Annotated in this window: 24 protein-coding genes; 7 read left to right on the forward strand and 17 right to left on the reverse strand. The window is 62.3% G+C overall.

The window, feature by feature from the left end:
- The 7 genes from D2N39_RS18630 to D2N39_RS18660 all read right to left on the reverse strand — a co-directional run.
- On the reverse strand, positions 1–302 hold a 302-nt coding region (locus D2N39_RS18630), incomplete at its 3' end, for a DUF6915 family protein (protein ID WP_119136376.1).
- A gap of 10 nt (positions 303–312) precedes the next feature.
- A complete protein-coding gene (locus D2N39_RS18635; protein ID WP_119136303.1) occupies positions 313–804 on the reverse strand; it encodes a DUF6878 family protein in 492 nt (163 codons plus the stop codon).
- Between the two features lie 99 nt (positions 805–903).
- Positions 904–1,422, reverse strand: a complete 519-nt coding sequence (locus tag D2N39_RS18640) for a DNA repair protein RadC (protein WP_119136305.1) — start codon at positions 1,420–1,422, stop codon at positions 904–906.
- Between the two features lie 113 nt (positions 1,423–1,535).
- Positions 1,536–1,976 (reverse strand): JAB domain-containing protein, encoded by a 441-nt coding sequence (locus tag D2N39_RS18645; protein WP_119136307.1) that lies wholly within the window; start codon positions 1,974–1,976, stop codon positions 1,536–1,538.
- A 123-nt stretch (positions 1,977–2,099) separates the two neighbouring features.
- Positions 2,100–3,299, reverse strand: a complete 1,200-nt coding sequence (locus D2N39_RS18650; RefSeq protein ID WP_119136309.1) for a DUF932 domain-containing protein — start codon at positions 3,297–3,299, stop codon at positions 2,100–2,102.
- Positions 3,300–3,489: 190 nt separating this feature from the next.
- Positions 3,490–5,781, reverse strand: a complete 2,292-nt coding sequence (locus D2N39_RS18655) for an AAA family ATPase (RefSeq protein ID WP_119136311.1) — start codon at positions 5,779–5,781, stop codon at positions 3,490–3,492.
- A 223-nt stretch (positions 5,782–6,004) separates the two neighbouring features.
- Positions 6,005–6,409 (reverse strand): single-stranded DNA-binding protein, encoded by a 405-nt coding sequence (locus tag D2N39_RS18660; protein WP_119136313.1) that lies wholly within the window; start codon positions 6,407–6,409, stop codon positions 6,005–6,007.
- 423 nt (positions 6,410–6,832) lie between these two features.
- Between D2N39_RS18660 and D2N39_RS18665 the strand changes: the two genes are divergently transcribed.
- Positions 6,833–7,150: an H-NS histone family protein gene (locus D2N39_RS18665; RefSeq protein ID WP_119136315.1), complete on the forward strand. Its 318-nt coding sequence runs from the start codon at positions 6,833–6,835 to the stop codon at positions 7,148–7,150.
- A 23-nt stretch (positions 7,151–7,173) separates the two neighbouring features.
- On the opposite strand, the gene D2N39_RS18670 is transcribed toward D2N39_RS18665, so the two are convergent.
- The 7 genes from D2N39_RS18670 to repA all read right to left on the reverse strand — a co-directional run bounded on the left by D2N39_RS18670 (position 7,174) and on the right by repA (position 15,481).
- Positions 7,174–8,226 (reverse strand): hypothetical protein, encoded by a 1,053-nt coding sequence (locus D2N39_RS18670; protein WP_119136377.1) that lies wholly within the window; start codon positions 8,224–8,226, stop codon positions 7,174–7,176.
- Positions 8,227–8,478: 252 nt separating this feature from the next.
- Entirely contained in the window at positions 8,479–8,643 is a 165-nt protein-coding gene (locus D2N39_RS23150; RefSeq protein WP_167384016.1) for a hypothetical protein, read from the reverse strand.
- Positions 8,644–9,032: 389 nt separating this feature from the next.
- Positions 9,033–9,506, reverse strand: a complete 474-nt coding sequence (locus D2N39_RS18675) for a hypothetical protein (RefSeq protein WP_119136318.1) — start codon at positions 9,504–9,506, stop codon at positions 9,033–9,035.
- Positions 9,507–9,606: 100 nt separating this feature from the next.
- Entirely contained in the window at positions 9,607–11,778 is a 2,172-nt protein-coding gene (locus tag D2N39_RS18680) for a ParB/RepB/Spo0J family partition protein (RefSeq protein ID WP_119136319.1), read from the reverse strand.
- A 169-nt stretch (positions 11,779–11,947) separates the two neighbouring features.
- The gene (repC, locus tag D2N39_RS18685) at positions 11,948–13,159 is read right to left on the reverse strand and encodes a plasmid replication protein RepC (protein ID WP_119136378.1); all 1,212 of its coding nucleotides are present in this window, start codon (positions 13,157–13,159) and stop codon (positions 11,948–11,950) included.
- Between the two features lie 212 nt (positions 13,160–13,371).
- Positions 13,372–14,304, reverse strand: a complete 933-nt coding sequence (gene repB / locus D2N39_RS18690; RefSeq protein ID WP_119136320.1) for a plasmid partitioning protein RepB — start codon at positions 14,302–14,304, stop codon at positions 13,372–13,374.
- Positions 14,288–15,481, reverse strand: a complete 1,194-nt coding sequence (gene repA, locus D2N39_RS18695) for a plasmid partitioning protein RepA (protein WP_119136321.1) — start codon at positions 15,479–15,481, stop codon at positions 14,288–14,290. The genes repB and repA overlap by 17 nt, the downstream gene beginning before the upstream one ends.
- A gap of 209 nt (positions 15,482–15,690) precedes the next feature.
- Between repA and D2N39_RS18700 the strand changes: the two genes are divergently transcribed.
- Positions 15,691–15,918: an AbrB/MazE/SpoVT family DNA-binding domain-containing protein gene (locus D2N39_RS18700; protein ID WP_119136322.1), complete on the forward strand. Its 228-nt coding sequence runs from the start codon at positions 15,691–15,693 to the stop codon at positions 15,916–15,918.
- Between the two features lie 93 nt (positions 15,919–16,011).
- Here the strand turns inward: D2N39_RS18700 and D2N39_RS18705 are convergent, their stop codons facing one another.
- Positions 16,012–17,175 carry an ATP-binding protein gene (locus D2N39_RS18705; RefSeq protein WP_119136323.1) on the reverse strand — a complete coding sequence of 388 codons (1,164 nt, stop codon included), beginning with the start codon at positions 17,173–17,175 and terminating at the stop codon, positions 16,012–16,014.
- Positions 17,176–17,222: 47 nt separating this feature from the next.
- The gene (locus D2N39_RS18710) at positions 17,223–18,107 is read right to left on the reverse strand and encodes a recombinase family protein (RefSeq protein WP_119136324.1); all 885 of its coding nucleotides are present in this window, start codon (positions 18,105–18,107) and stop codon (positions 17,223–17,225) included.
- 164 nt (positions 18,108–18,271) lie between these two features.
- Between D2N39_RS18710 and D2N39_RS18715 the strand changes: the two genes are divergently transcribed.
- On the forward strand, positions 18,272–18,514 hold the full coding sequence (locus D2N39_RS18715; RefSeq protein WP_119136379.1) for a type II toxin-antitoxin system Phd/YefM family antitoxin: 243 nt from the start codon (positions 18,272–18,274) through the stop codon (positions 18,512–18,514).
- Positions 18,514–18,915 (forward strand): type II toxin-antitoxin system VapC family toxin, encoded by a 402-nt coding sequence (locus tag D2N39_RS18720; protein WP_119136325.1) that lies wholly within the window; start codon positions 18,514–18,516, stop codon positions 18,913–18,915. Before D2N39_RS18715 ends, D2N39_RS18720 begins: the two co-directional genes overlap by 1 nt.
- A 32-nt stretch (positions 18,916–18,947) precedes the next feature.
- On the opposite strand, the gene D2N39_RS18725 is transcribed toward D2N39_RS18720, so the two are convergent.
- Positions 18,948–20,057 (reverse strand): tyrosine-type recombinase/integrase, encoded by a 1,110-nt coding sequence (locus D2N39_RS18725; RefSeq protein ID WP_119136326.1) that lies wholly within the window; start codon positions 20,055–20,057, stop codon positions 18,948–18,950.
- A 114-nt stretch (positions 20,058–20,171) separates the two neighbouring features.
- On the opposite strand from D2N39_RS18725, the gene D2N39_RS18730 reads away from it, so the two are divergent.
- From D2N39_RS18730 to D2N39_RS22990, 3 genes are all read left to right on the forward strand, one after another.
- Positions 20,172–21,059 carry a DUF1403 family protein gene (locus D2N39_RS18730; RefSeq protein WP_119136327.1) on the forward strand — a complete coding sequence of 296 codons (888 nt, stop codon included), beginning with the start codon at positions 20,172–20,174 and terminating at the stop codon, positions 21,057–21,059.
- Positions 21,060–21,061: 2 nt separating this feature from the next.
- A complete protein-coding gene (gene scpB, locus D2N39_RS18735) occupies positions 21,062–21,667 on the forward strand; it encodes an SMC-Scp complex subunit ScpB (RefSeq protein ID WP_119136380.1) in 606 nt (201 codons plus the stop codon).
- Between the two features lie 485 nt (positions 21,668–22,152).
- Positions 22,153–22,302 (forward strand): hypothetical protein, encoded by a 150-nt coding sequence (locus D2N39_RS22990; RefSeq protein ID WP_158589884.1) that lies wholly within the window; start codon positions 22,153–22,155, stop codon positions 22,300–22,302.

Raw genomic sequence — 22,302 nt, forward strand, 5'->3', positions numbered from 1 at the left:
GGTTCTGGCCGGATCGCCTTGACCCAGTCGGTGAAGCTCGGAATGAACCCCAGATCCTCGCGGACGTGCTGCTCGCCCACCCAGCGGGTCGGAATGATCCTGCCGGTCGACAGCGTGATCGTCGGCCCGAAGACAGTCTCGGAAAGCCAGATTCCAGCCGCATGATGAAACATCGCGCGATGGCGGAAATCCGCAGAGTGGGCTTTCGAGCTATCGTACCAGGCATGGATGGGCTGGTAATCGTCGACCGTGCCGCCCCATTTTTTTACCGAAGAGAGGGCGTGATGATATGGATGTGCCATCGTCGCCCCCTCAGAATTCGTGGGTGAAGAGTTCGGACGACGTGAACCGTTCGTTGAACTCGAGATGGATGCAGCGGGCACCGGCGTCGAAGCAGAACTCGCCATAAGCGCCGTCGTTGTTTTCCCAACCGCCGTGGGTGTCGCTGAGGAAATCATAGGCGAGCTGTTCGACGACATCTTCGAGCGAAAGCCGCCGCATCTCGACCTCGGGGCTGTCCCAGGTGATGGCGGCATAGAGAATTTCCACGGCAGGGAAAGCGACAGCTGTCTCCCCCGCCCATGCCGCGATGCTCTCAATCTGGCCGCTGTCACCCTCGCCATCGAAGGTGACAGTGACATGGGAAATGCCGGCGGCGGTCAGGGCATCTAACAGGCGATCCTTGTTGGCCGGACGCAGTTCGGCCTCGCGGGCGGCTTGTTTGGCCTGCACCGCGAACACTGCGGCGAAGTCGATCGTGGACGGCGGCATCGGCGCCGGAAGCGTGGGTTCAACCTGGGTCATTGGGGTCTCCGAAGAAGGGGAAAGGGTCGGAGCCGCCGGGCACTCTCTTGCCCCGGCGAAGCTCACAAAAGCCCCCTGCCCTCCTCTGCCTCTTTGGGGTCATGCCGCGATCTGCAGGGCGCGCGTGGCAAAGGCGCGCCAGAGTGGATCGACGAGGCGAGCCTCCAAGAGATCGGCACGCTGCCGCAGGCGGGTTGCAAGATCGCTTTCCAGCCAGTCCGCCGCACGGCTTGCCTGCGCCCGAAGCTGGCTTGCTTCCATAACCACGACCCGGGCCTCAGTCGCGGTCATGACCGGAGCGCACCAAGCGACAGCGCCATTCGCTGCAGCACCGGCAAGGACAAGACGCTCGTCGCGGTCAAGGATCGCCAGCATGCGCGGTGCAGCATCAGGCTCCATTTCGTCCGCCATTTTGATCGCGCCCCGCATGGCTTCGGTCAGCGTGGCGAAATGGCCGATGATCCGAGGACGCGCCTCTCCCGACATCGCAGCCGCAAGGTAGCGGTCAGGTAGCGTCAGGGAAAAGGGCAGCGAGGGGTCAGAAGTGCTGTGCGCGATGACCGGCATGACGTCAGCCGGAAACGGGACCGAGAGAGCCAGAAAGGAAAGGTCGAACATGGGAAATATCTCCGACGGTGCGGGAAGCCTCTCTCCCCGCATCAAGCGTCAAAGACAAAACCACCGCCCTCTTCCTCGAAGGGGCGACGGAAGGCGTTGATCCGAAGGACGGGTCACATCTTGCCCAAACCCCGAAGAGAGAGTTCCTGGCCCCCACCCACGATGATGTGGTCATGCAAGGTCAGCCCGAGATACTTGCAGCCCTTCTGGATTTCCTTCGTCATGGTGATATCCGCCTCGGAAGGCGTCGGATCACCGGAGGGGTGGTTGTGGACCACAATGAGGGCACTTGCGTTCAACATAAGCGCCCGCTTAATGATCTCGCGCGGATAGACCGGGACATGGTCCACGGTTCCGATCGAAAGCTGCTCGTCCGAGATGACGCGATTGCGTCGGTCGAGGTAGAGGACATGGAAGCGCTCCACCTCGCCGCGTACGGCCACCGCACAGTAATCGCGAACAGCCTGCCAATTGCCGAGGACTGGGTTCTGGTTCAGATAGCGACCGAGGATTTCGCGGGCCTCGAGAATGACGGTTTCTTCTTGCGGGGTCATCGGGGGTCTCCGAAAAAATGAAACGCCGACGCACCTGCCCTGTCGAAGGGCGGATCGTCGGCGCAATTGGAGGAAAGTTGACCGCCCAACAGGCTTGGGCGGTCAAGCGGATGACGCGCGGCCTCAGCCGACCCGGTCGAGGAGCTTCTTCGCCCGCCCCTCCATGTCGAGGCGGGCATCTTGCTGGGTTTTGTCACGCGCAAGCCGCGTGATGCCCTGCACGAAATCGAAAATGCTTTCGGGCGGGCGACCCTCTTCCATCAGCACCTTTTCGATGATCTTACCGGATTCAGCCTTGGAGAAGCCGCGCTTCCGCAGGAAGTCATCCCGGTCCTCGTCCGTCCGCGCCACGATCTGCTGCCGCGCGGCCTTGATGCCATTCACGAAGCCCTGCGGCGAGGAATTGGCGAACCGCGTCAGCGCCGGGGCCGCCTCATGGGCGAAGCGGGAGGCGGCGTATTTCGAGTGGCGGATGGTAATCTCCTGGAAATTCTCGACGCCCCAGAGGTTGCGGTTCTGGCAGACGGCCCGCAGGTAGAAGCTGGCCATGCCGAGGGTCTTGGCCCCGACCTCAGAGTTCCAGCAATAGAAACCCCGGAAGTAGAGATCGGGGGAACCATCGGGCAACCGGCCCGCCTCGATCGGGTTGTGATCGTCGACCAAGAACAGGAAAACGTCCCGGTCCGAGGCATAGAGCGTGGTCGTGTCGCGGCTGATCTCGACATCGGGGTTGTAGACCCCGGTCGACCAGTCGAGCACGCCCGGCACCTTCCAGCGCGTGTCGCCCGTGCCGTTGCCCGCGATGCGCTGCACCGCCCCGACCAGCTCATGGTCATGGATGCGGCCATAGTCGGGGCCGGTCACCGCGCGCAGTTCGGTGCGACCGTCTTCGGTCTCGAAGGTCTTCACCTGCTCGGCGCGGTGGTTGGTCAGCCCATACTGCAGGTTGATCCCTGCCAGCGGCGCGGGCAACTGTCGCAGATACGATGCCGGGGCCCCAACGATGCTGGCAAGCTGGCCAAAAGCCCAATGCGTGGGCGCGACCGGTTCATGCGCTTTCGGCAGCATCAAGTGCAACCGTTCGGGATTATCACGCGCGGCCTCGACGCGGATGTCGGCGGTCTGCACGACCCGGCTGCGGCTGCGCTCGGACCGGCCCTTTACCGACGCCCAGAGATCGTCGAGCGACAGATACCGCTCATCATCGGGCCGGTTGAACCATTCGGACGACACCCGCCCGTTCCGCTCACCCCGGCTCACATCCACCTTCCAGCCACCCGCCCGCGCCGGTGCGACCGGATCCAGAACTTCCACAACGCCCATCGGCTATCTCCCGCGACAGGCGCCGGGAGCCACTCTCCCAGCCTTCAACCCGTCACCGTGAAACCAGCACTACTCTTACTCTAAGGGCACTTTTGTACGGGAAGCCTAGTTTATCGACGGGTGCGAACACATCAGGCGCTGACGCCAGGAGTGGACATTGAATGGCCTCCGCTTGCAGGCGCACGGCAGATCAGCGCCGCGAGGCAAACAATAGTGTTCGCTCCGCGAAATCAGTCAGTTCAGCATCATTGATCGCAGCCGTCTGCCAAGCGGGGTTGGTATCGTGGTGAAAAAAGTTTGCATACCCGAGCAAGACTCTCAGTTCCGCGATGTCGCCCGCCGACAATATCTCGTTGTTCGCGCCAACGCGCTGGTCGCACAATCCTAGGAACGGGCCTAGAAGCGTCCCCGGCGGAAAATACTCTGGATAAGCAACTCGCATGAAGGCTTCCAGGATTGGCCGAAGAGCCGCCGCAACCTGACGTTCTTTGTCGGGATCGGCCGCTTGCAAATAGCCTCTTACGAGTTCATGGCGTTTGTCATGTTCCGAAATACTATCGCTCCGAACGTCCCAAACGGTAATCTCTGAGCCGACTGCGGCTCGGTTGATGCGCAGCGCTGTCGAAACGTTCCGGTCAGATTGCTCCCACAGACTGCAGAGAAACGGCTTCGAATGGGACAGCACAATCACCTGCCTCACTCTTGCGGATAGCGTCATGATTTCCGCGCGCGTCCGGAGGGTGCGATGTTCGTCCAGACTGGTCATGGGATCATCGATGACAACGATCTTGTTTGCGAGGTCAGGGTCTTGGTCCAGCGAGGCAAAGAAGAAAGCCAATGCGAGCGTGTTTCTGTCCCCTGCGCTTAGGGTATTTCGAAAGGACGGGCCCTGATCTGCCGTGACGTTGACGTTTTGCTGATTGATGACCACGCAATAAGACGCGGATGATCCGGAGCGGTTGTTAACGGACTGGACTTCCCCCAAGCGAAATGCCGCAGCGAAGCGCCTTAGATATTCGTTGATTGCAGTCTCGTAGGCAGGGAAAATCTGTTCCCGATACTGATCGAGCGCAGCGCGGGCTTGGGTTCGGAGCGTTTCAGTTGCCGCCTTGGCGGTCTTTTCTGCGGTGTAGGTATCGCAGTGCGGAAAGACGGCAGGATCGAAGCGGGCCTTCTGCGCCTTCAGCTTCGCAAGGTCATCGGTCAGGGCGGCGAGATCATCGGCTTGCGCCTGTTCCTTCACGATATCAAGCCGCGCGTTGACGGCAACGAGGCGCTGCGACAGAGCGGCTACTTCGACAATGCGCGCACGATAATCCATTACGGACCGACGAACTTCAGGCGATAGTTCCATGCGATCCAGAGGTGCAGCGGCCTTGGCGCGAAGCTGTTCGAGCACTGCTTCGCGGGCTGCGTTCCATTGACGACCAATGGCGGCAGTATCAACCTCGATTTCCGGCAGGTCGGCAAAGTCCTTCCAGAATTCGTGAGCCTGAACAGCAGTCCGAACGTCCCGCTCGAAAGCAGACGGAATGTCGCCTGCGTGCGTATTGCGTATCGCAAGGCCGGTCTGCCTGATGGTAAGTTTAAGGTCTTCGTAGGCTTGGCTGAAATAGGCACGGTAGTGACCAATCAGCTCGGAGCCATCGAGATCCTGAGCACAGAAGGGACAAATCTCGCCGTCATGTCCCTGGGAGACCGGTTCGATGCGCACCATGCCATCCGAGACCCAAGCTTCGCCGCCACGCCCAAGCTTAGCAATATGCGCGCGAACCCGGTCTGCAGCAGCGGCTTCGAGATCGGGCAAACTGCGATCCAACACGGCATCAATTCCTTCGAGGTCGAAATCTGGCAGACCAAAGTCCTGAAAGCCTGGTCGCTGGCGTATCGCCTCGGCGGAGTGTGCGGCAGCTAATCGGCGCTCAGCGTCCTGAATTTTCGCGTCGATGGTGGGGTCTCGCTCAAGACTGCAGTAGGTATCGACCTTGTACGGGCCCCGCGCGTTCGCAGGTATCGCGTCGGCCAACTCACGCAGTCGGGTATTGTGTTCTTCAATGCGTGTGACATGGCCTTGAAGCGCGACGCTCAGCGCGACTCCCTGTGCACCCAGAATAAGCTCGTGCAAGTTCTGGCGATGTGCCGTCTGGAGCTCAATGCCGGAGCAGACGTTCGCGGAGACAAAGGCATCATCGAAAATGGAAACCTGCGGCAGCGGTTGCGTCCAAGCGCCGTTCTGAAACACGCATTGACCACCTGCGCGACCGATAACAATGTGGGGCGGATGCTGCGCACCAAGCCTATGCCGGTCTGTCACCAAGCCGGGATCATTCGTCGCCAGAGAGCGAAGAATTGCGGCGATTGTCGTCTTGCCACGACCGTTTTCACCATAAATCAAGGAGAACGGGGTCAAGGCTGTCTGCGGCGGGGGGCTGACACTATCAAACTGGCCAATATTTCTAATAAGTTGAATACGTTCAATCATTTTCCGCTTTCATAGCTAAGCTTCATGAAGTTCCGAAAGATGTGCGCGATATCTCGAAGTTGACGCGCGCGCCAACCGAGCGTTGTACGACCGCACTGTAAATCGCCCAGGCGACTTGGAGAAGATGTGCTTCGACGATAGCTTGTAGTACGAGCGTCCGATCAGATTTTTCAACTGAACCCGGCGGGTTTCCCCGCCGGGCCCGAGGGGGAGACCCCATTCCTCAGAACGGGATCTCGTCGTCGCGATCGACCAACTCGGGGTTTTCGTTCTCGGCCGACTTCGGGCGGCTCAGGAAGTCGACCTTCTCGGCGATGATCTCGCAGCCGTAGCGGTCGGTGCCGGTTGCGTCGGTCCACTTCGTGTAGTGGATGCGCCCGTGGACGAGGACCTTCATGCCCTTTTCGCAGTGCTCTGCGACCGTCTTGCCGAGACCGTTGAAGCAGGTGATGCGGTGCCATTCGGTGTCCATGACCCGGTAGCCGTTTTCGTCGCGGATCGCGCGACCTTCCGAAAGGCGGGGACGCGAGGTGGCCAGGGTGAAGTTGGTGATCTTGGTGCCGCTTTGGGTCGAGCGCACTTCGGGCTTCTGACCGATGTTGCCGGCGAGGATGACGATGTTCTGCATTTGGTAGCTCCTGTTTTTCCTGTCCCTGGGACCGTCCCTTCGACAAGACCCGGAAAAAGCCTGTCGGCTGAGGCGTGCACGGGAGACGGAACGGCGACCGGAAACCTCCAGAGGGCCGGGGTGGAGCGGGCAGCCCCAAAGGGGCAACACGGCCCGGACTGACGCGGGGTTGCGCGCCAGAGGCCGAACAGGCTTAGGGGATTGTCAGTCGAAGGGATGGCGCCGGGGATAGGAGCGACGTGGGGCTCTTGCAGAACTCGGCCTTCCTAGCCAAGGCAACGGGGTTGAAGCTCTTGCGAAAGAATTGACCATGCGGCTCAAGCTAACCTCATCCCCCTGCCCTATCGCGGTGACCTCCGTGTGAGTTGCGATGTTGCGATCTGACGGCTATCCCGTATGCATCATTCAGGACACGAGGGCCCAATGGCTGATTTCAATCTCGAGGCGATGTCGCTCAAGGAACTGCGGCAAATGCAGAAGGACCTCGCCAAGGCGATTTCCACTTACGAGGACCGGCACAAGGCAGATGCCCGCGCCAAGCTGGAGGTCATCGCCAAAGAGATGGGCTACTCCCTTGCCGACCTGATCGGAGTCGAAGTGAAAACCACCCGTGCGCCAGCCGTGGCGAAATACCGACACCTGGAGAACGCCGCTCTCACCTGGTCGGGCCGTGGCCGGAAACCGCAGTGGTTCGCGGATCACATCAATTCGGGCAAAGAACCGAGCGACCTGTCGGTCTGAAATCACGGCCGGAAAATGCCGGGTCAGTCTTGGTTTGACGGCTCGGTCGCCGGAAACTCAAAACTGGTCGCATCAGACTTCGGACCCATCACGCGCGTCGGCAGATATGGCATCGGCACCTGACCTCGGTGATGTCCTTTGACCAGAACCACTTTGCCGCTCCGATAGTGCCTCTCATGCTCGGCAACCCAGTGACGGATGGGTCCATTCCGCGCCTCAAGTGCTTGCCGCTCGAATTCAAGGCGAGCAGTCCTTTCCGCCATGTGCGCAGCAGCCTGCGGGCCGATCCGGATCGTCAGATGTGATCTCTGGGCGCCAAGGATCCACGACTTGCCGAACTTCCGTGCGGTCTTCGTGTCCTTGGGGGTGAAGGTTTCGGCTTCCGTGGGGATGATCCCGCCCAGGTCCGGTGAAACCAACATGGCAAAGAGCGCGTAAGGAATGAACAGGTCGTACCCCGTTTCAACCTGGTGCACCGTGCGTCGACCGTTGATCATTTCCATCGTATCTCCGCTCCTCACGCGGAAATCGACCACGGAACGGCTGAGTTCGACTTCGACGTCGTCGTAATTCAGCTCTCCCGTTGGCGTGCGCTTGACAAGCAGAGCGCAGATCGGGTCGACGACACGCGAATTTTCGCGGCGATGGAACATCGTGATCCGCAGATGGCCATCGTTCCGGTCATCAAGGAGGTAGCCGCGCAAGCCAGTGCCCAATGGCTTGTCGTCATGCTTGGTCACCGGTGAAGCGCGTTCGAAGCGTGCAACGCCCAGCTCTCGATCGTCGAACTCTACCCAAACGACGTCAGCAGGTAGTTTCACCTCACCAAGAATAGCCATCGCCGGCAAACCGGTTTCGGCGGCCTGTTTGGCAACAGCGTCATGAAGCGTATCGGCATAGGCTGCTGCCAAGTGATCAAGCAGATAAACCTTGGCCTGTTGCAAAGCCTCGAGCGCATACTCGCGAAATAGTTTCAAGTCTTCGGACGGCGTGAAGTGCCAGACCAAGTCGTCAGTGGGAGCCGATTTACCCGCCAGCGATGATCCATATAATGAAATCAATGATTTATATAGCATGCGATGGGCCCTCAACCTGACACGCGACAGCTTCCGACGAAGCCCGTCCATGATCAAGCGGCTTTCACGGCGCCCTCACTGACGGATAGTGCCGATAGAGACGCCGAGTGCCGAGGCGTGCTTCAATCGTGTCAGGATCGACATGCCGACCATCGTCGGCACATTCTGCCGCTCGCTTGGAACAGCGGACAGGCGACAGGCTCGGATCGGGGCCCTTGCCCCGACGCCGAGCCCTCGTTGAGACCGTGAGCATCATGCCCACGGGTCGACCTCAGCGATCACTTGAACCTCGTCGCCGTCGATTTCATCGGCGGGGACAGCGCCGAAGGTTCCATCCCCTGCCTGGAAGACGACGATCGAGACCATGAGCGTGGCGGCGAGGGAGGCTGCGAAGGCGTGTGCATCTTTGCGAGACATCTGTTTGGCTCCTGTCTGGGAGGCGGGGGACCATCCCCCGCGCGACAGGACCCCGAAGGCCCGAAGACTGGCTGACATCACCGGGTGCGTTCGGCTCGCCCGAATCCACCCGGCGGCACGGGCTCGCCCGTAGTCCGACCCCTTTGCGGGTTGATCTCGAAGACGGGATTCGGGGCAAGGAAGGGAATGGCGAGCGGGGGATGGTGCCCCAACGTCAGGAGCCGGTTGTCGCGCTGATGCTTGTAACGCCGCCAGCCTCCCGGCCGGGCTCTTGGTTGAAGACCTCCGTCTTGGGGGATGGATCCTTTGGTGCCCCGCGAGATCGCGGGACGGGGTTGTGGTCGGTGAGAGGCCCGCCTGTGGGCTGGCCCCTCACGCCTTAGCAGCGCTCAGGCGGCCAGGTACGCGCCCTCTGCCCTATCGCCGTCCTCGGCACCGACGATTTCAAGTCGCGCGCTGCGGTATCCTTCCTTGGCGATCCAGAGCTCGGCCGCAGTGATAGATTCCGCCAGGTGCAGCAGCTCGGTGTTGCCGCCGAAGTCGAGGAGCACACGCACCTGCCCGGGCTTCGGCTCCTCAGCGACCTCGAATACCAGCCGGCTGTCCGCCGAGTGGCTGCGCATGATGGTGACGAGGATGACCCCGTCCGAGGAGAAGTTCCCTTCATGCAGCGTGAAGGAGGCCGGAGCGGTCCAGGTCGGATAGACCCGGGGCGGTTCCTTTTTCACGAGACGACCGAGGCCGTTTGACCTTTCCCAAGCTGCCAACTTCTTGGTGAAGCGTGCCGGCGGCTTGGGACTGCCGTCGGTGTAGCGGATCAGCGCCCCGAGAGGGGCTGAGTCGATGATGTTCCTTGCAGACATGATTCCTCATCCCGAATGCGAGAGTTCGCATTCATCATATTGATATTGCTGTATTTTGTGAGAAATAGGGGCGAGTTTCCTCGCCCCCGGATGGCTCAGATCATTCTGCCGCCATCATCGACGCGTCGCCGTTCGGCAGATCGGCCGTCAGGAAAGCCGGGAGATCGACATCTTCGGGCTCGCCCGCGTCCTCCCCCTGCCCTTCTACGATCGGCTCGCCGTCGCCTGCCGCCAGATCGGCCCGACGCAGGACCTCGGGCAACCAGCCGCTGCCCTTGAGGAGCCGCTCGGCTTCCGTGGCCATCTCGCCCTTCTTGAGGTGATCGAGAAGCTGCGCGGTCCCTTCACCCTTCGCCTCGCGCACGGCCTCGAGGATCCGGGCCTTGGGCACACGGTTGAGGTAGCCATCGACGGTCGGCTCCCAGCCCGCTTCGACCATGTCGAGATCGACGGCACGAGCCACCAGATCGGCATGCACCAATCGGCGGGTCAGGCCGCTGGCGGAGATGCCCGCACCATAGGGGTTCACTTTCTCATGGAGCGCGTTGATCCCGAAGCTGAGGCAATGCGCCAGCAGCGCCAGACGGCTGCCCTGATCCAGTACGGTCAGATAGTCCCAGAGCGCGGCATCATCGCCGAGGGGCAGATCGGCCTCCCAGGCGGCGTGACGCTCATCGACCAGCTTGGCCACCACGCTGTCCTTCAGATCAGGTGCCTGCGCCGACATGTAGACGTGACGCACCGAGGCTTCGAGACAGCTGCCCGTGGCCGAGGAAGTGCGGAAGGTGTCCGTCACCAACTTCAGGAGCAGGAGCGTCAACGCAACGTCCGGCGAACGCCCGATGGCTTCCCGCAGCGCGAGGGTCCGATGGGCGGTCAGTTCCATGACCAAGCGTTCGGGCAGCGGCTTCAGCGCACCGTCGTCGTCCTCGTCGGATAGGTCGGCGCCGATCGGCTGGCCCCCCGAGGTGATGACGGTGCCCCCGGCGGAGGTCGCCGAAGGTTTCCAGCTGGAAACACCGACATCACCCCCCTGCCCCATGGCATCCGCGCCATCGCCATCCTGGACCGCGGTCTCCTCGCGCGGCTCGTCCTCGGGCCGGACATAGCCGCGATAGACAGCCAAGCTGCCGTCCCGATCCAGCGACACGAAGACCCCCGCCCGCGCGACCTCGGCCTGGTCGTAGATCAAGGGCCGCTGTTCGAGTGCTTCCATTGCCATCTCGAGCTGCCCGAGCCGGGCATCGATCTCCTCAGGGTACTCGTCCTCGCCGGAGTATTCCTCCTCCAGCGCCCGATACTCTGCGAGGAGCGTCGCGTGGGCCGCGCTTTCCTCGTCGGTCATCGGCGCGGGATCACCGGCCAGACGTCGCAGACCGTGGCTGTAACCATAGGGCAGGTCGGTCGCCACCTCGATCCACTTCCAGCCCTCCGAAGTAAGTGCCTCGGCTTCCGCTTGGAGCTTCTCGGAGACCAAGCGGTCGAGCAGGGCAGGGTCCTCGAGCCAGCCACCGTCATCGCCCTGGAAAAGATCGCGCAGCACGACACCACCCGCCGCCTCATAGGCATCGACACCGACGAAGACCGCACGACGATCCGACGCCCGGACCGAGGTTTCGGTCAGCATTCGGCGAATGGCGTAGGGCTCCTTGTTCCAGGAGTTCTTCACCGCGTCCCAGACCTGTTCCTGACGCGCGTGATCCGGCTTCACCGTGAAGGCCATCAGCTGTTCCAGCGTCATGCCGTCCTCGGCATAGACATCGAGCAGGGCAGGGGCCACGGTGGTGAGTTTCAGGCGCTGCTTCACGATCTGCGGCGTCACGAAGAAGGCCGCCGCGATCGCTTCCTCGCCCTGACCCTTTTCGCGCAGGGCCTGGAACGCACGGAACTGGTCCAGCGGATGCAAAGCCACACGCTGCATGTTCTCGGCCAGCGAGTCGTCCTCGGCCAAAATCTCGGAGGCGGCATCCCGCACGATGCAGGGGATCGGCGCGGTCTTGGCCAAACGCTTCTGCTTCACCAGGAGCGATAGCGCCTGGAAGCGGCGGCCGCCGGCCGGGATCTCGAACGTGCCGGTTTCGACCCCGTCGGCATCAAGCACGGGCCGGACGTTCAAGCCCTGCAGCAGGCCGCGCCGCGCGACGTCCTCGGCCAGTTCCTCGACCGAGACGCCGGCCTTGATGCGCCGCACGTTGGACTGGCTCAACACGAGCTTGTCGAAGGGGATGTCCCGCGACGGGGACAGGGTGATGCTCTGGGCAAGTTTCGCCATCAGATCTTCTCCACGACGGTCGTCGGAAGCCACTCTCCCGATCTCACTCACCGTCACCCCTCACCCCCCCAACCTTTTCCTCTCTCCGGCTGCTGACCCAGCGACGCGCGACTTTACAGCTGTTAAGTCGCGTCGAACTTGGTGATCGCTCCAAAAGACTTAACAGCTGTTATGCAGCAGTTCGCCGGGACATCAGCGCCATGACCATCGGACCGCAAGAGAACTCGCCCGCCGCCGCCTTCGATGTCAGGGCGCGGAGGTAGCCACCGGGCGATCGGATGTCGGCAAAGCGTTCCAGCATGGCGACGACGACGATCGATGCCTGCTCGGGCCCCATGAACCGTTGCGCTTCTTCCCAAGCGGATGCACTGATCCCCATGGCCGGCCGTACATGGCAAGCCGCGTCGAAAAGCTGATGCCAGTGGCGGATGTCGCCCTGGTAAAAGGTTTTGAGCGACGGGCAGCCCGCGATCACCAGATGGAGCGGGATCTTTGGCACGCGTCTTGTGTCCGCTTCTTCCACGTCAGCAACAGGCGCATCCGTTTCAACATCTGGCGCGCCGGCCGCCGCCCCGCCTTTTTCTAAGGCAGGTTCAAGATCTATAGATTCTTCATTTGAATTATGATGGTGACGCTCAAAACCGGCATCATTGGTGTTCAATTCTTCTGTTTCAGGACCATCAATGATGTTGCGTGCATGATCGAGAAGAGCTCCGAGATCTGCTCGGTATGCCGAGAGCTCTTCGAGCATGAGCTTGCGTCGCAGGGCGCGCGCTGTCAGGACAGCCTTGTCGCGTAGTTGGTCCCAGAGGCCAAGACCTGGCTGGATCTCTTCTCCAAACTCCGCCAGGGCAGCAAGATCGCGCCGCATGAGGCTCACGACCTCCCGCAGCCGGCGCACACGGTCCTCGGCCTCACGCACGGCCTCTGCGGCCCGTGCCACCTCTTCGGACCGGCAGTAGAGCGGCGAGAGATCGAAGCCGAAGGCCACGCGTTTTTCGCCATGCTTGCGGACATACCTCTTCCCGTTCGGACTATCGCGTCGCATGAGCAAGCCAGCGTCCACCAGGCGGGCAATGTGCCTGCGCATCGTGGAGCAGGCCATGCCGTTCAGCCGCTCGCAGATTGCCTTGTTGGACGGAAAGACGACCATTTCTGCGTTCCCGCCAAGCGCATCATCCGGAAAGAAGCTCAGAAGCCCCTGCAGAACGGTCAGATCGCGCTCGGAAACGCCAAAGGCGGCCTGCGCCTTGGACAGCTCGCGAAGGAGCTCCCACTTGTTCACGGGCTTGCCCGGAACAGACGCCTCGGGTCGCTCGACCACGCGCAGATGGGCGTGCGAGATTGGCCGCATAAACGGCGAAATTGGTGTGTACTCCATGATGTCATTCACGAAGGCAAAATTTCCCTGGCCCGCGAATCGCTTTGCGCTTGCGGGAAAGGGGCCAGATCGCTACATTCAGAGGTGCGAAAACTGAGTTTTGTAGCGGGCTGGTCCCGTGCGAAACCTAAGAAAGGTCTCGTGAAGCTTGCTTCTCGGGGCCTTTTTCTTTTCTGCCTGTCTCGTGCCTCCTTGTTGGTTGTTGCTCTTCCTCAGTCTTCCTTGCGCTTCCAGCGCTCGTGAAGCTCAGCAATCAGCTGCGGGGCCATGCCCTCAAGCCAGCTGACAAAATCTCTGTCCTCGGCCTTCAGCTCGAGCTTGAACTGTCGGCCTCGGCGCCCTGTCGCGATGGTTGCAGCCCCGACACCCGGAATGGCCACACTGGGCGCCCCTCGGGGACCTGATGGACGGGTCGGCCGCTCTGCCTGCACCACTGCGGCGAGGACGGCAAGGAACGCGGCGTCTGACTTTTCGTCAGGTCCACCGGAGTGAGAGGACCTGGTCTCTGCCGCTACTGCAGCGAGGTTCTCGCGGTCCACAGATGCATCGCCCAGTGACTTCTTGAGCTCCTCCCAACGAGGCCGGCCAATACCTGGCGCAGCACCGATCGCAAGTACGAGGCTCTCACCAACTGCGCGAACGACACTTAACAGCTGCGACACACCGGCTTCTGTGAGCCCCAGAACCTCTGCCACACCCTTGTTGGTACGTTCCGCCTCTCCAAGATGATCACCATTGAGCAAGGCCGCCGCGACCAAGGCACGTTCTATGAAGCTCAGGTCACGTCGTTCTTGGTTCTCGAGCAGCTGATCCCGAAGCGCCTGATCCCCGTCCATGTCAGTTACGATCGCACGGACCTTGATCCCGAGATCCCGGCAAGCTTCAAGCCGACGCCGCCCGTAGATCAGGCTGTAGCGATCGCCTTCGAGAGGTCGCACGAGGATCGGCACCCGTTGGCCGCTTCTGGAGATCGATGCCTTCAGCCCAGCAATCTCGATTTGCAGACGGTCATCCAGCCTGCCCACGGTCTCGACATGGTCAGGCTCGATCTCGAACACGCCACCCCGCAGCCTGCGCCCCTCAAGAGCGTCGGGGGCATTGCGCAATGTCTGCAAGGGCAGTCCCAGTTTAGGCTTTCTTGCCATTGCGTCCCCACGTGCTCTGGATGATCGCAGCGATCTCGTCGTTGACGGCATTCATGGACTCGATAGCGCGGTCGAAGGTCTGGCGCGTGAAGTCCTTCTTGTCCGCCTCATACAGGGTCTGCTTGGTCAGTCCGGCATCCGATATCGCCGTCGACTCGACCATGTGGTTGGTAAGCACCGAACGCCCGAAGAGCCCTCGGATGAAGGCGATCACCTCGGTCTGTGGGGCGTCGCCCACCTTGTAACGGGTCGGCAAGAACCGCAGCCAATCGAAACGCAGGTTGGCGCCCGCGTCACGGATCACACCCAAAAGGTCGGCCGTCATCCGCAGGAACTGCGACATGGACATGAGGTCAAGCATCTGAGGGTGAACGGTGACCAGGACGCCCGAGGACGCGGAGAGAGCAGACATGGTCAGAAAGCCCAGTTGCGGAGGACAGTCGATCACGACGACATCATAGTCGCTTTCGACGCTGTCGAGGGCATCACGGACCCTCGCGAAGAAAGCGCGGGCGCCGCCACGCTGGATCGCGGCTGGGGTCTCATGCTCGAACTCCATAAGCTCGAGATTGCCCGGAATAAGGTCCAGGCCACGGATGTAGGTCTTTCTGATGACCTCGGAAACCGGGACAGGGTCGTCATAACGGACCGCGTCGTACAGCGTCCCGCCTTCCATCAGGTCCAGTTCAGGCTGGATCCCATGCAAGGCGGACAACGACGCCTGCGGATCCAGATCAATGGCCAGCACCCGATAACCCTTGAACGCAAGTCTCTGTGCAAGGTGTGCTGATGTGGTGGTCTTGCCCGAGCCACCCTTGAAATTCACAACGGAAATGACCTGTAGCTCGTCCCCTTTGCGCCGACCCGGCACGTAGGTTCCCGGCTTTTTGGCATTGGCCTCAAGGCTTTGCCTGATCTCCCAGACATCGTCGAGGGTGTAGCGGCGATGGCTACCGGCCGTCGTCTCGACGTCCGTGATCTTGCCTTCCCGATGAAGTTTGCGAAGGTAGGTGTGATCGACACCAATCAGCTCGGCCGCTTCACCACTCGTCAGGCTGCGCATCACCTTCTTCGCGTCGGGAGGGAAGTGGGCTGCACGTTGTGCATGCAGGTTCGAAGCCAGGAGTTCGGCGTAGTGGCCAATGGCGACGTCTAGGTCTTTGTCTATCTCGGTCATGCCCTGCTCGATCCGTGGGCGCGATTTTTATGTGACCGCGCGTTATTTTTCGAGACTATTGCCCGACCGACCAGATTCGCGCAAGCCTTTTCCACATCTAGTGTCCGAGCGTACAGTAAGCACAAGCACAGTGGGCCTCGCTGGCCGAGCTTTCTCTGGCGATCATGGGTATGTAGCTTTCTCGGCGTTAGTGCTCGCAGGAGGTCAGGATGAAAGTCGTGAGATGGGGCAACTCCCTGGCGGTGCGCCTGCCTGTAAAGCTGGTCAGAGAGCTCGGGCTGGTGGAAGGTGACCGGATCGACTTGATCCGTGAGCATGATGTTCTGCGGGTTCATCGCTTGCCGCGCACCCACGAGGTGCTGGACAGTTTGCGAAAGTTCCGCTGTCGACTTCCCGCCAGCCAGCGCCTTGGCCGCGATGATGCTCAACGCCGGTAAGGGCCACTGTCTGAAAGGGGAGGGTGGGTTTGTCCTTGGCTAAGTGAGACGCGGCGCAGCGTCGTGACGGGTCTTCGACGCACGTTGAGAACCCTACAGATTGCGCAACTGCTCCACGGCGGTGGCCAAAGGCATTGCTCTCAGCCCGTCACCTGCCGGCACCTCCCGTTCACCGGCATAAACCAAGATCTTCCGGTCGGCCTTGATGTCATCGACCGACAGATGGAAACCACGCGACACCTTGGGTGTTGTCGTGCGCTTGATCTCAATCGCCCAGATCGCATTCCCGGGAAGCCGCAGAACAAGGTCAAGCTCGGCCCCCGCTGCAGTCCGGTAGAAGAAGTGTTCGGTCCCTACTGGCGCGGCGGCGATCAGGGTTTCGATGGAGAACCCTTCCCAGCTTCCACCGACCACCGGGTGCCCCAGCACGCTTTCCAGCGAACCGAGGCCAAGCAAGGCATGGACGAGGCCGCTATCCCTGACAAAGACCTTTGGCGACTTGACGACGCGCTTGCCCGCATTCTCATGCCAAGGCTGCAGGCGCCGGACCAACATAAGATCGACGAGCAGATCAAGGTATCGCCCCACCGTCTGGCCTGAGACGCCCAGACCCTCTGCAAGCGAGCTCGCATTCAGCAGTCCACCCTGCGCATGCGCCAGCATCGTCCAGAAGCGGCGCAGCGTCGCAGCCGGGATGCGCGGCCCAAGGGCAGGGATATCGCGTTCGAGGTAGGTGCGCAGGAAATCCTCGCGCCAGGCCAGGCTGTTCTGGTCACTATCTGCTTGGAAGCTGTCAGGGAAACCGCCTCTCAGCCACAGGTCGTTCATTCTGTCCTCGCCGACTTCGTCCAGCAGGAGTGGCGGCATTTCGATATAACGAACACGCCCGGCAAGGGACTCGGCCGATTGGTGCAGAAGCACATTCGATGCAGACCCAAGCAGGAGGAACTGCCCCGTGCGGGCCCCCTTGCGGCGTCGCATGTCGATCTGTCCGCGGAGGGTCTTGAACAGGTCCGGCATCTGCTGGACTTCATCAAGGATGACGAGTTTGCCGACCTGTTCATCCAGATACAGATCTGGCTCTGTCAGGACCCGTCGATCTGCGTCGCGTTCCAGATCAAGGTACACGGATGGGCGTTGTCCAGCTATCTCGAGCGCGAGGGTGGTCTTGCCAACCTGCCGCGGCCCCAAGAGGACAACAGCCGCTTGAGCGTCGAGGGCGGATTGAACTGTCTGAGTAGCATGGCGATGATACATACCTTGCAATTACTCCACATCATGGAAGATTTGCAAGGTTATTGTGCTCAACCCAGCAAGCCAAGCCTCTCCGCCCGCTCCAGCAGCATCTTCACCGAGGAGGGTTGCCAGCGTGTCCGCCCACGGGGCGTGCGCTCGCGCATCGCTTCCAGCCGGGTGCAGATCGCCTGAAGCGTGATGTCGGGGTCCGCGCCCTTGATGGCGGCGACGATGGCGGGCAGGCGGTCGTCGGTTTCGCGGCGGCCGGCGCGGTCCAGTACCGTCGGCGGTAGGAAGCCGTCCCGGACATAGGCGTTGACCGCGCGCAAAAGGCGGCTTTGCGTCCAATGCCGCTCGCGGGGCAGGGGGCCGTTGACGATGCGCACGACGTCTTCCCAGGCCAAGTCCGGGCGCAGGCGACGGACATGGGGAACCCAGTCCTGCGCCGTCTCGTTCAGGCGTTCCATGTAGCCATCCTGCCGCGCCAGCCGCACCTTGCGCAGCGCCGCCGGATCTCGCGCGCGCAGGCCCGGATTGCCGCCAACCCGACCTTTGGTCCGTGCGCTGGCCAGCCCGGCCTTGGTGCGTTCGCGGATCAGGGCGCGCTCGAACTCGGCGGCTGCGCCCAGGACCTGGAGGGTGAACTTGCCCTGCGGTGAGGACGTGTCGATCGGATCGGTCAGCGAGCGGAAGAAAGCGCCCTTGGCCTCCAGCCGCTCGATCACCTCCAGTAGGTGCGACAGAGACCGCGCCAGGCGGTCGATGCGCACGACGACAAGCGTGTCGCCTTTGCCTATCCGCTCCAGCACACGGGCCAGCACGGGTCGGGCACGATTTCCGCCCGAGGCTTGTTCTTCGTGAATCTCAACGCAGCCCGCCGATTTCAGGGCCTGCGACTGGGGCAGGGGGGTCTGATCCTCGGTCGAGACGCGCGCATAGCCTATCAATGGCATCAAAACAGGCCGTTTGCAGTTTCATATACCGTCAATAAACGACCGATTGGGCGTGAAGGTGTCGTGATATCTGGGCTAGCACCTCTCAATCGTCTTTCCCTCTGCTTGACATTGGACCTCATGCAAATGATATATCTAGCCAGATAGCTAGCTAGGTGTGGATGATGTGGACTGTTCAGGATGCAAAAAACAAGTTCAGCGCGGTTGTCGATGCCGCGCTGGCAGGGACGCCGCAAGAGGTCAGCCGTCGTGGCAAACCCGCGGTGGTCATCCTGTCTGCGGATGAATACCACAGGCTGGTTGAGGGGGCTGTGAAAGCGCGCGAAAGCTTCGCGGAGCACCTTATGGCATTTCCCGGTGGGGAGTTTCCGCGCGCCGCGGCCGCACCGCGTGACGTGAGTTTCTGATGTACATCCTCGATACCAACGTTATCTCGGCTATACGCCGCCCAGACCGCGCACCCCAAGTGGCAGCCTGGTTGCGCGGAAAGGCTGAGCAGGACCTGTTCCTGAGCGTCATCACTCTGGGCGAAATCGAGCGAGGCATTCGTCAGCAGGAGGTCCGCGACCCTGCGTTTGCCAGCGATCTCCGTATATGGCTCGATCGGACGGTCTTGCTGTTCTCGGACCGGCTGCTTGCCTTTGCGGCCGAGGACGCACGCATCTGGGGGCGGCTTTCGGCCGAGATTGGCCACAGCGGCGCTGATCTCATGATCGCTGCAACAGCGTTGCGCCATGGCGCCATCATCGTGACGGGGAACGTCAGTGACTTTGCGCCGACCGGGGTTGCGGTCGAGAACCCCTTCTAGGCGCGATGCCCCGCGATGGGGCAGGGGGGGCATCAAAGCCCCGCCGCCTTTGTCAGGTTGACCCTGAACCTGTCGCGACGGCGCTGGTAGCGGCGGGTCATCTCAGCTGATGCATGGCCAAGCTGCTTCTGCACGTAGCGCTCGTCGACCTCGGCACTGCTCGCGAGACCCGAGCGCAGCGAATGGCCAGAGAAGAGGGCGACGCGCTCGGCCTCGGGCAGGTCGGGGCGCAAGCCTGCCTCGCGGACGCAGGACTTGATCAACCGGGCGACATGCTTGTCGGACAGGCGTTCGGATTTGGCCTTGAGCCCGTTGCGGGAGACCGCGACGAAGAGGGGGCCGAAGTCGATGCGGGCATAGTGTAGCCACTGGCTTAAGGCATGGACCGGGCAGGTCTGGTCGGATGAGCCGCGGGCGATTTCGACCTCGCGCCAGCCGGTCTTGCCGCGCAGCGTAACCAGAACGCCATCGTCCAGGATCTCGACCCAGCCGCCACTGTCGGGCGTATCGTCCTTGCCATGGTCCAGGCTGACGATCTCGGACCGTCGCAAGCCGCCGGCGAAGCCCATCAACAGGATCGTCCGGTCGCGCAGGCCGCGCAGATCGTGGGGCAGGGTGGCCAGCATGTCGCGCAGGTCCTCCGGCAGGATCGCTTCCTTCTGGACCGGCGGCCGGGCGTGCTTGCGGCGGATGCCGGCCAGGACGCTCCCGATGTGGCGGTCCTTGCGGTCGAGGCGTTCCCCGCGCTGAGTGTAGCCCCAGGCAAGGCCCGAGAGCCGGCGTTCGATGGACGATACCGAAAGGGCAGGGACCCTTCCTCCCGGCGCTGCCAGATCGGCGATGTAGAGCCCGATCAACTGGGGCGACGAGGGGAGAGGGTCGGCGCCGCGCATCCGGCACCAGCGGGCGAAATGGGTCCAGTCCTTGGTGTAGGCTTTGAGAGTGTTCTGCGACGCAGCCTGACGCGCATAGTCTCGCGCGGTTTCCACCAGGCGGTCGAGCGTGCCCGAGCCAGCGACATGGGAGGGCAGGGCAATCGTGTCGCGCTCATGATCGGCGCCCTCGTCCTTTTCGTGGGGATCAGGACGTTCCGGCGGCTCTGAAGTCGATTTCTCGTGCGTTTCCATCATATCCTTCAGCATATCATCTTTACGTCCGATAATGCAATCTTATTGGACATAGTAGCGCTGACAAAGCTACGGCGCTATTGGTGCATTTACCTGGTAGAAAGCGCCGTCACAATGTAGGCTACCAGCATGGGAAAACCGCGCACCGAGCCTTTGGAAACCTTGCCGATGTTGCCCCCGCTGCCGGGCTGGATCGTCTCTGCGCCGTCCGAGACGCCGGAGGCTGCGGCCTTCCGGTCCGGGGCCGCGCTGGCGCATCTGGGTCAGGCAATTGCGTCGGGGGATGTGCCTCTCGCCCTGTGGCGCGACCGTCTGGCCCTGGGGGCGGCCGGGAACTGCGCTGCGATGGCGGGGCGAAGGGAAGGGCAGGGCGCCTTGCGCGATGCGCTGCACCTGACGGGGCCGGGCGACGACCCCGGCCCGGCGGGGCGGATCGCACGGCAGTGGTCACGCGCGGCGGCGCGGCCGGTGTCGGTCGCGCATCTGGCCGCAACGCTGGAGGGGACGGCGGCAGAGCGGATCGCATTGTGCCTTGATGCCACGGGGCCCACTCCGGTGGACCGCGCGGCGCAGGTGCTGGAGGCGGTATTGACCGATCATCCGCGGGCCGAGACTGCGGCCCTGATCCTGGGCGATGCGGTGCTGGCAAGGGCGATGGGGGGAACTCATGTGCTGCCGCTGCTGGCGCTGACGATGAAGCCGCGCGAGTTGCGGCTGCGGGGTGATGACCTGCGGCTGGCCTGTCACCGCGCCGTCGTCTCAGCCATCGGGCAGGCGCTGCCGTTGGCCGGGGACCTAGCACGGGCGGCGGCCCGTCTCCAGGCGGCGGCCCCGAAGTTGCGGGCCAAGGCGGCGGGACGGGCGGTCGATCTGTTCCTGTCGCGCGATGCGCTGGTGCCGGGGGCATTGGCCTTCATGTCGGATCGGGCCGCGCGACGGCTCTGCGACCGGCTGGTCAGTCTGGGCGTTGCCCGCGAACTGACCGGGCGGGACACGTTCCGACTGTACGGGCTATGAAGATGGGGCAGCGCGACGCAGAGCTTGACCGAGAGCTGGCCGATCTGCCTTCCGAGCTGCGCTGGCGCGAATGGATGCGGCGGATCGAGGCAGTGTTGTTTGCGAGCGCAACGCCGGTCGCGCGCGAGGATCTTGCGCGGGTTGTGGGGCAGGGGGCCTCAATTGATCTGTTGATCGAGGATCTGGCAGTGGATCTGGAAGGCCGACCCTATGAGGTGGCACAGGTGGGCAAGGCGTGGATGCTGCGCACGCGCGCGGCCTATGCCCCAGCGATCCGCGCCGCGGCGGATGTGGACAGCCAGGCGCTGAACCTGTCGGAATACGATCTGGCCGTGCTGGCGGCGATTGCGTATCACCAGCCGGTCAGCCGCGACGGGTTGAAGGACATCTTCGGAAAAGAGATCAGCCGTGACCTGATCGGCCGGTTGGCCGAGCGCGACCTGATCGGCACCGGCCCTCGCGAACCCCGCCGTGGCGCGCCTTATACCTTCGTCACCACCGAGGCGTTCTTGGCTGCCTTCGGGATGGAGTCCTTGCGGGACCTACCAGACCCCGAGCAATTGGACGATGCAGGTCTGGCAGGCCCATCAGGGGCCACGGAAGTTTAGGCGACCGGCCGGGCCACAACAGGAAACGGCGCCTTTGGTGAAGCTGGATTGCTGCCCGCAGCAAGGCGGCCAGATCAGGCTCTCTGGAGGAGGAGGCCGGCCCCGGCCAGGCAGTTTCGCCAAGCCGATCTCTGAGCATCCTGACCAACCCCTTGTGGTTTTCGGAGGCGCGGGCAAGCCCGAGCAAGAAGGTCATCGGGCCGCGTTCTGTGGGATCTCTTACCTCGATCTGCCGCTCTGACAGCCGCCGGAAGAAATCGTAGCGAACCCGATGGGCGTTGTTGCTGAAGTCATGCGGTTTGAGGATTCAGTTGGGGAACCCAGTAGGTTAGACGGCTGGGATGAGTGCTGTGACCCCCGATAACTCGTCCATCTAATGCTAGAGTCCGGCCCATGGAGAGGACTGGACATCGAGCTGTCCAAATGGACGCCCACTTCGCCGTCTCGTTCCAAGCCCAAACCTCCAACGCCCATGCACGCGGAGAATGACGCGTTCAAATAACCAGCGGCAGGAGGGGGACAGCGTCGCGCTTACCCTGGACGAACTTGCCGGATCGAACCACCCGTCAGACAATCTCGCGCAGCGCGAGGGCGCAATGCGTCGTGCCCGTGCCTTCGGTCGCCCGACAGGCTAG

The organism is Gemmobacter lutimaris (assembly GCF_003570715.1).
Classification (GTDB): Bacteria; Pseudomonadota; Alphaproteobacteria; order Rhodobacterales; family Rhodobacteraceae; genus Gemmobacter; species Gemmobacter lutimaris.

What these genes read in the sequence shown, in the direction of transcription:
- repA (WP_119136321.1), bottom strand. Translation starts at nt 15,481, where the DNA reads ATGACCGAGATAGACAAAGACCTAGACGTCGCCATTGGCCACTACGCC.
- D2N39_RS18700 (WP_119136322.1), top strand. Translation starts at nt 15,691, where the DNA reads ATGAAAGTCGTGAGATGGGGCAACTCCCTGGCGGTGCGCCTGCCTGTA.
- D2N39_RS18665 (WP_119136315.1), top strand. Translation starts at nt 6,833, where the DNA reads ATGGCTGATTTCAATCTCGAGGCGATGTCGCTCAAGGAACTGCGGCAA.
- D2N39_RS18720 (WP_119136325.1), top strand. Translation starts at nt 18,514, where the DNA reads ATGTACATCCTCGATACCAACGTTATCTCGGCTATACGCCGCCCAGAC.
- repB (WP_119136320.1), bottom strand. Translation starts at nt 14,304, where the DNA reads ATGGCAAGAAAGCCTAAACTGGGACTGCCCTTGCAGACATTGCGCAAT.
- scpB (WP_119136380.1), top strand. Translation starts at nt 21,062, where the DNA reads ATGGGGCAGCGCGACGCAGAGCTTGACCGAGAGCTGGCCGATCTGCCT.
- D2N39_RS18705 (WP_119136323.1), bottom strand. Translation starts at nt 17,175, where the DNA reads ATGTATCATCGCCATGCTACTCAGACAGTTCAATCCGCCCTCGACGCT.
- D2N39_RS18635 (WP_119136303.1), bottom strand. Translation starts at nt 804, where the DNA reads ATGACCCAGGTTGAACCCACGCTTCCGGCGCCGATGCCGCCGTCCACG.
- D2N39_RS18730 (WP_119136327.1), top strand. Translation starts at nt 20,172, where the DNA reads ATGGGAAAACCGCGCACCGAGCCTTTGGAAACCTTGCCGATGTTGCCC.
- D2N39_RS18645 (WP_119136307.1), bottom strand. Translation starts at nt 1,976, where the DNA reads ATGACCCCGCAAGAAGAAACCGTCATTCTCGAGGCCCGCGAAATCCTC.
- D2N39_RS18650 (WP_119136309.1), bottom strand. Translation starts at nt 3,299, where the DNA reads ATGGGCGTTGTGGAAGTTCTGGATCCGGTCGCACCGGCGCGGGCGGGT.
- D2N39_RS22990 (WP_158589884.1), top strand. Translation starts at nt 22,153, where the DNA reads ATGACGCGTTCAAATAACCAGCGGCAGGAGGGGGACAGCGTCGCGCTT.
- D2N39_RS18725 (WP_119136326.1), bottom strand. Translation starts at nt 20,057, where the DNA reads ATGCTGAAGGATATGATGGAAACGCACGAGAAATCGACTTCAGAGCCG.
- D2N39_RS18640 (WP_119136305.1), bottom strand. Translation starts at nt 1,422, where the DNA reads ATGTTCGACCTTTCCTTTCTGGCTCTCTCGGTCCCGTTTCCGGCTGAC.
- D2N39_RS18660 (WP_119136313.1), bottom strand. Translation starts at nt 6,409, where the DNA reads ATGCAGAACATCGTCATCCTCGCCGGCAACATCGGTCAGAAGCCCGAA.
- D2N39_RS18670 (WP_119136377.1), bottom strand. Translation starts at nt 8,226, where the DNA reads ATGCTATATAAATCATTGATTTCATTATATGGATCATCGCTGGCGGGT.
- D2N39_RS18655 (WP_119136311.1), bottom strand. Translation starts at nt 5,781, where the DNA reads ATGATTGAACGTATTCAACTTATTAGAAATATTGGCCAGTTTGATAGT.
- D2N39_RS18710 (WP_119136324.1), bottom strand. Translation starts at nt 18,107, where the DNA reads ATGCCATTGATAGGCTATGCGCGCGTCTCGACCGAGGATCAGACCCCC.
- D2N39_RS18680 (WP_119136319.1), bottom strand. Translation starts at nt 11,778, where the DNA reads ATGGCGAAACTTGCCCAGAGCATCACCCTGTCCCCGTCGCGGGACATC.
- D2N39_RS18715 (WP_119136379.1), top strand. Translation starts at nt 18,272, where the DNA reads ATGTGGACTGTTCAGGATGCAAAAAACAAGTTCAGCGCGGTTGTCGAT.
- D2N39_RS18675 (WP_119136318.1), bottom strand. Translation starts at nt 9,506, where the DNA reads ATGTCTGCAAGGAACATCATCGACTCAGCCCCTCTCGGGGCGCTGATC.
- D2N39_RS23150 (WP_167384016.1), bottom strand. Translation starts at nt 8,643, where the DNA reads ATGTCTCGCAAAGATGCACACGCCTTCGCAGCCTCCCTCGCCGCCACG.
- repC (WP_119136378.1), bottom strand. Translation starts at nt 13,159, where the DNA reads ATGGAGTACACACCAATTTCGCCGTTTATGCGGCCAATCTCGCACGCC.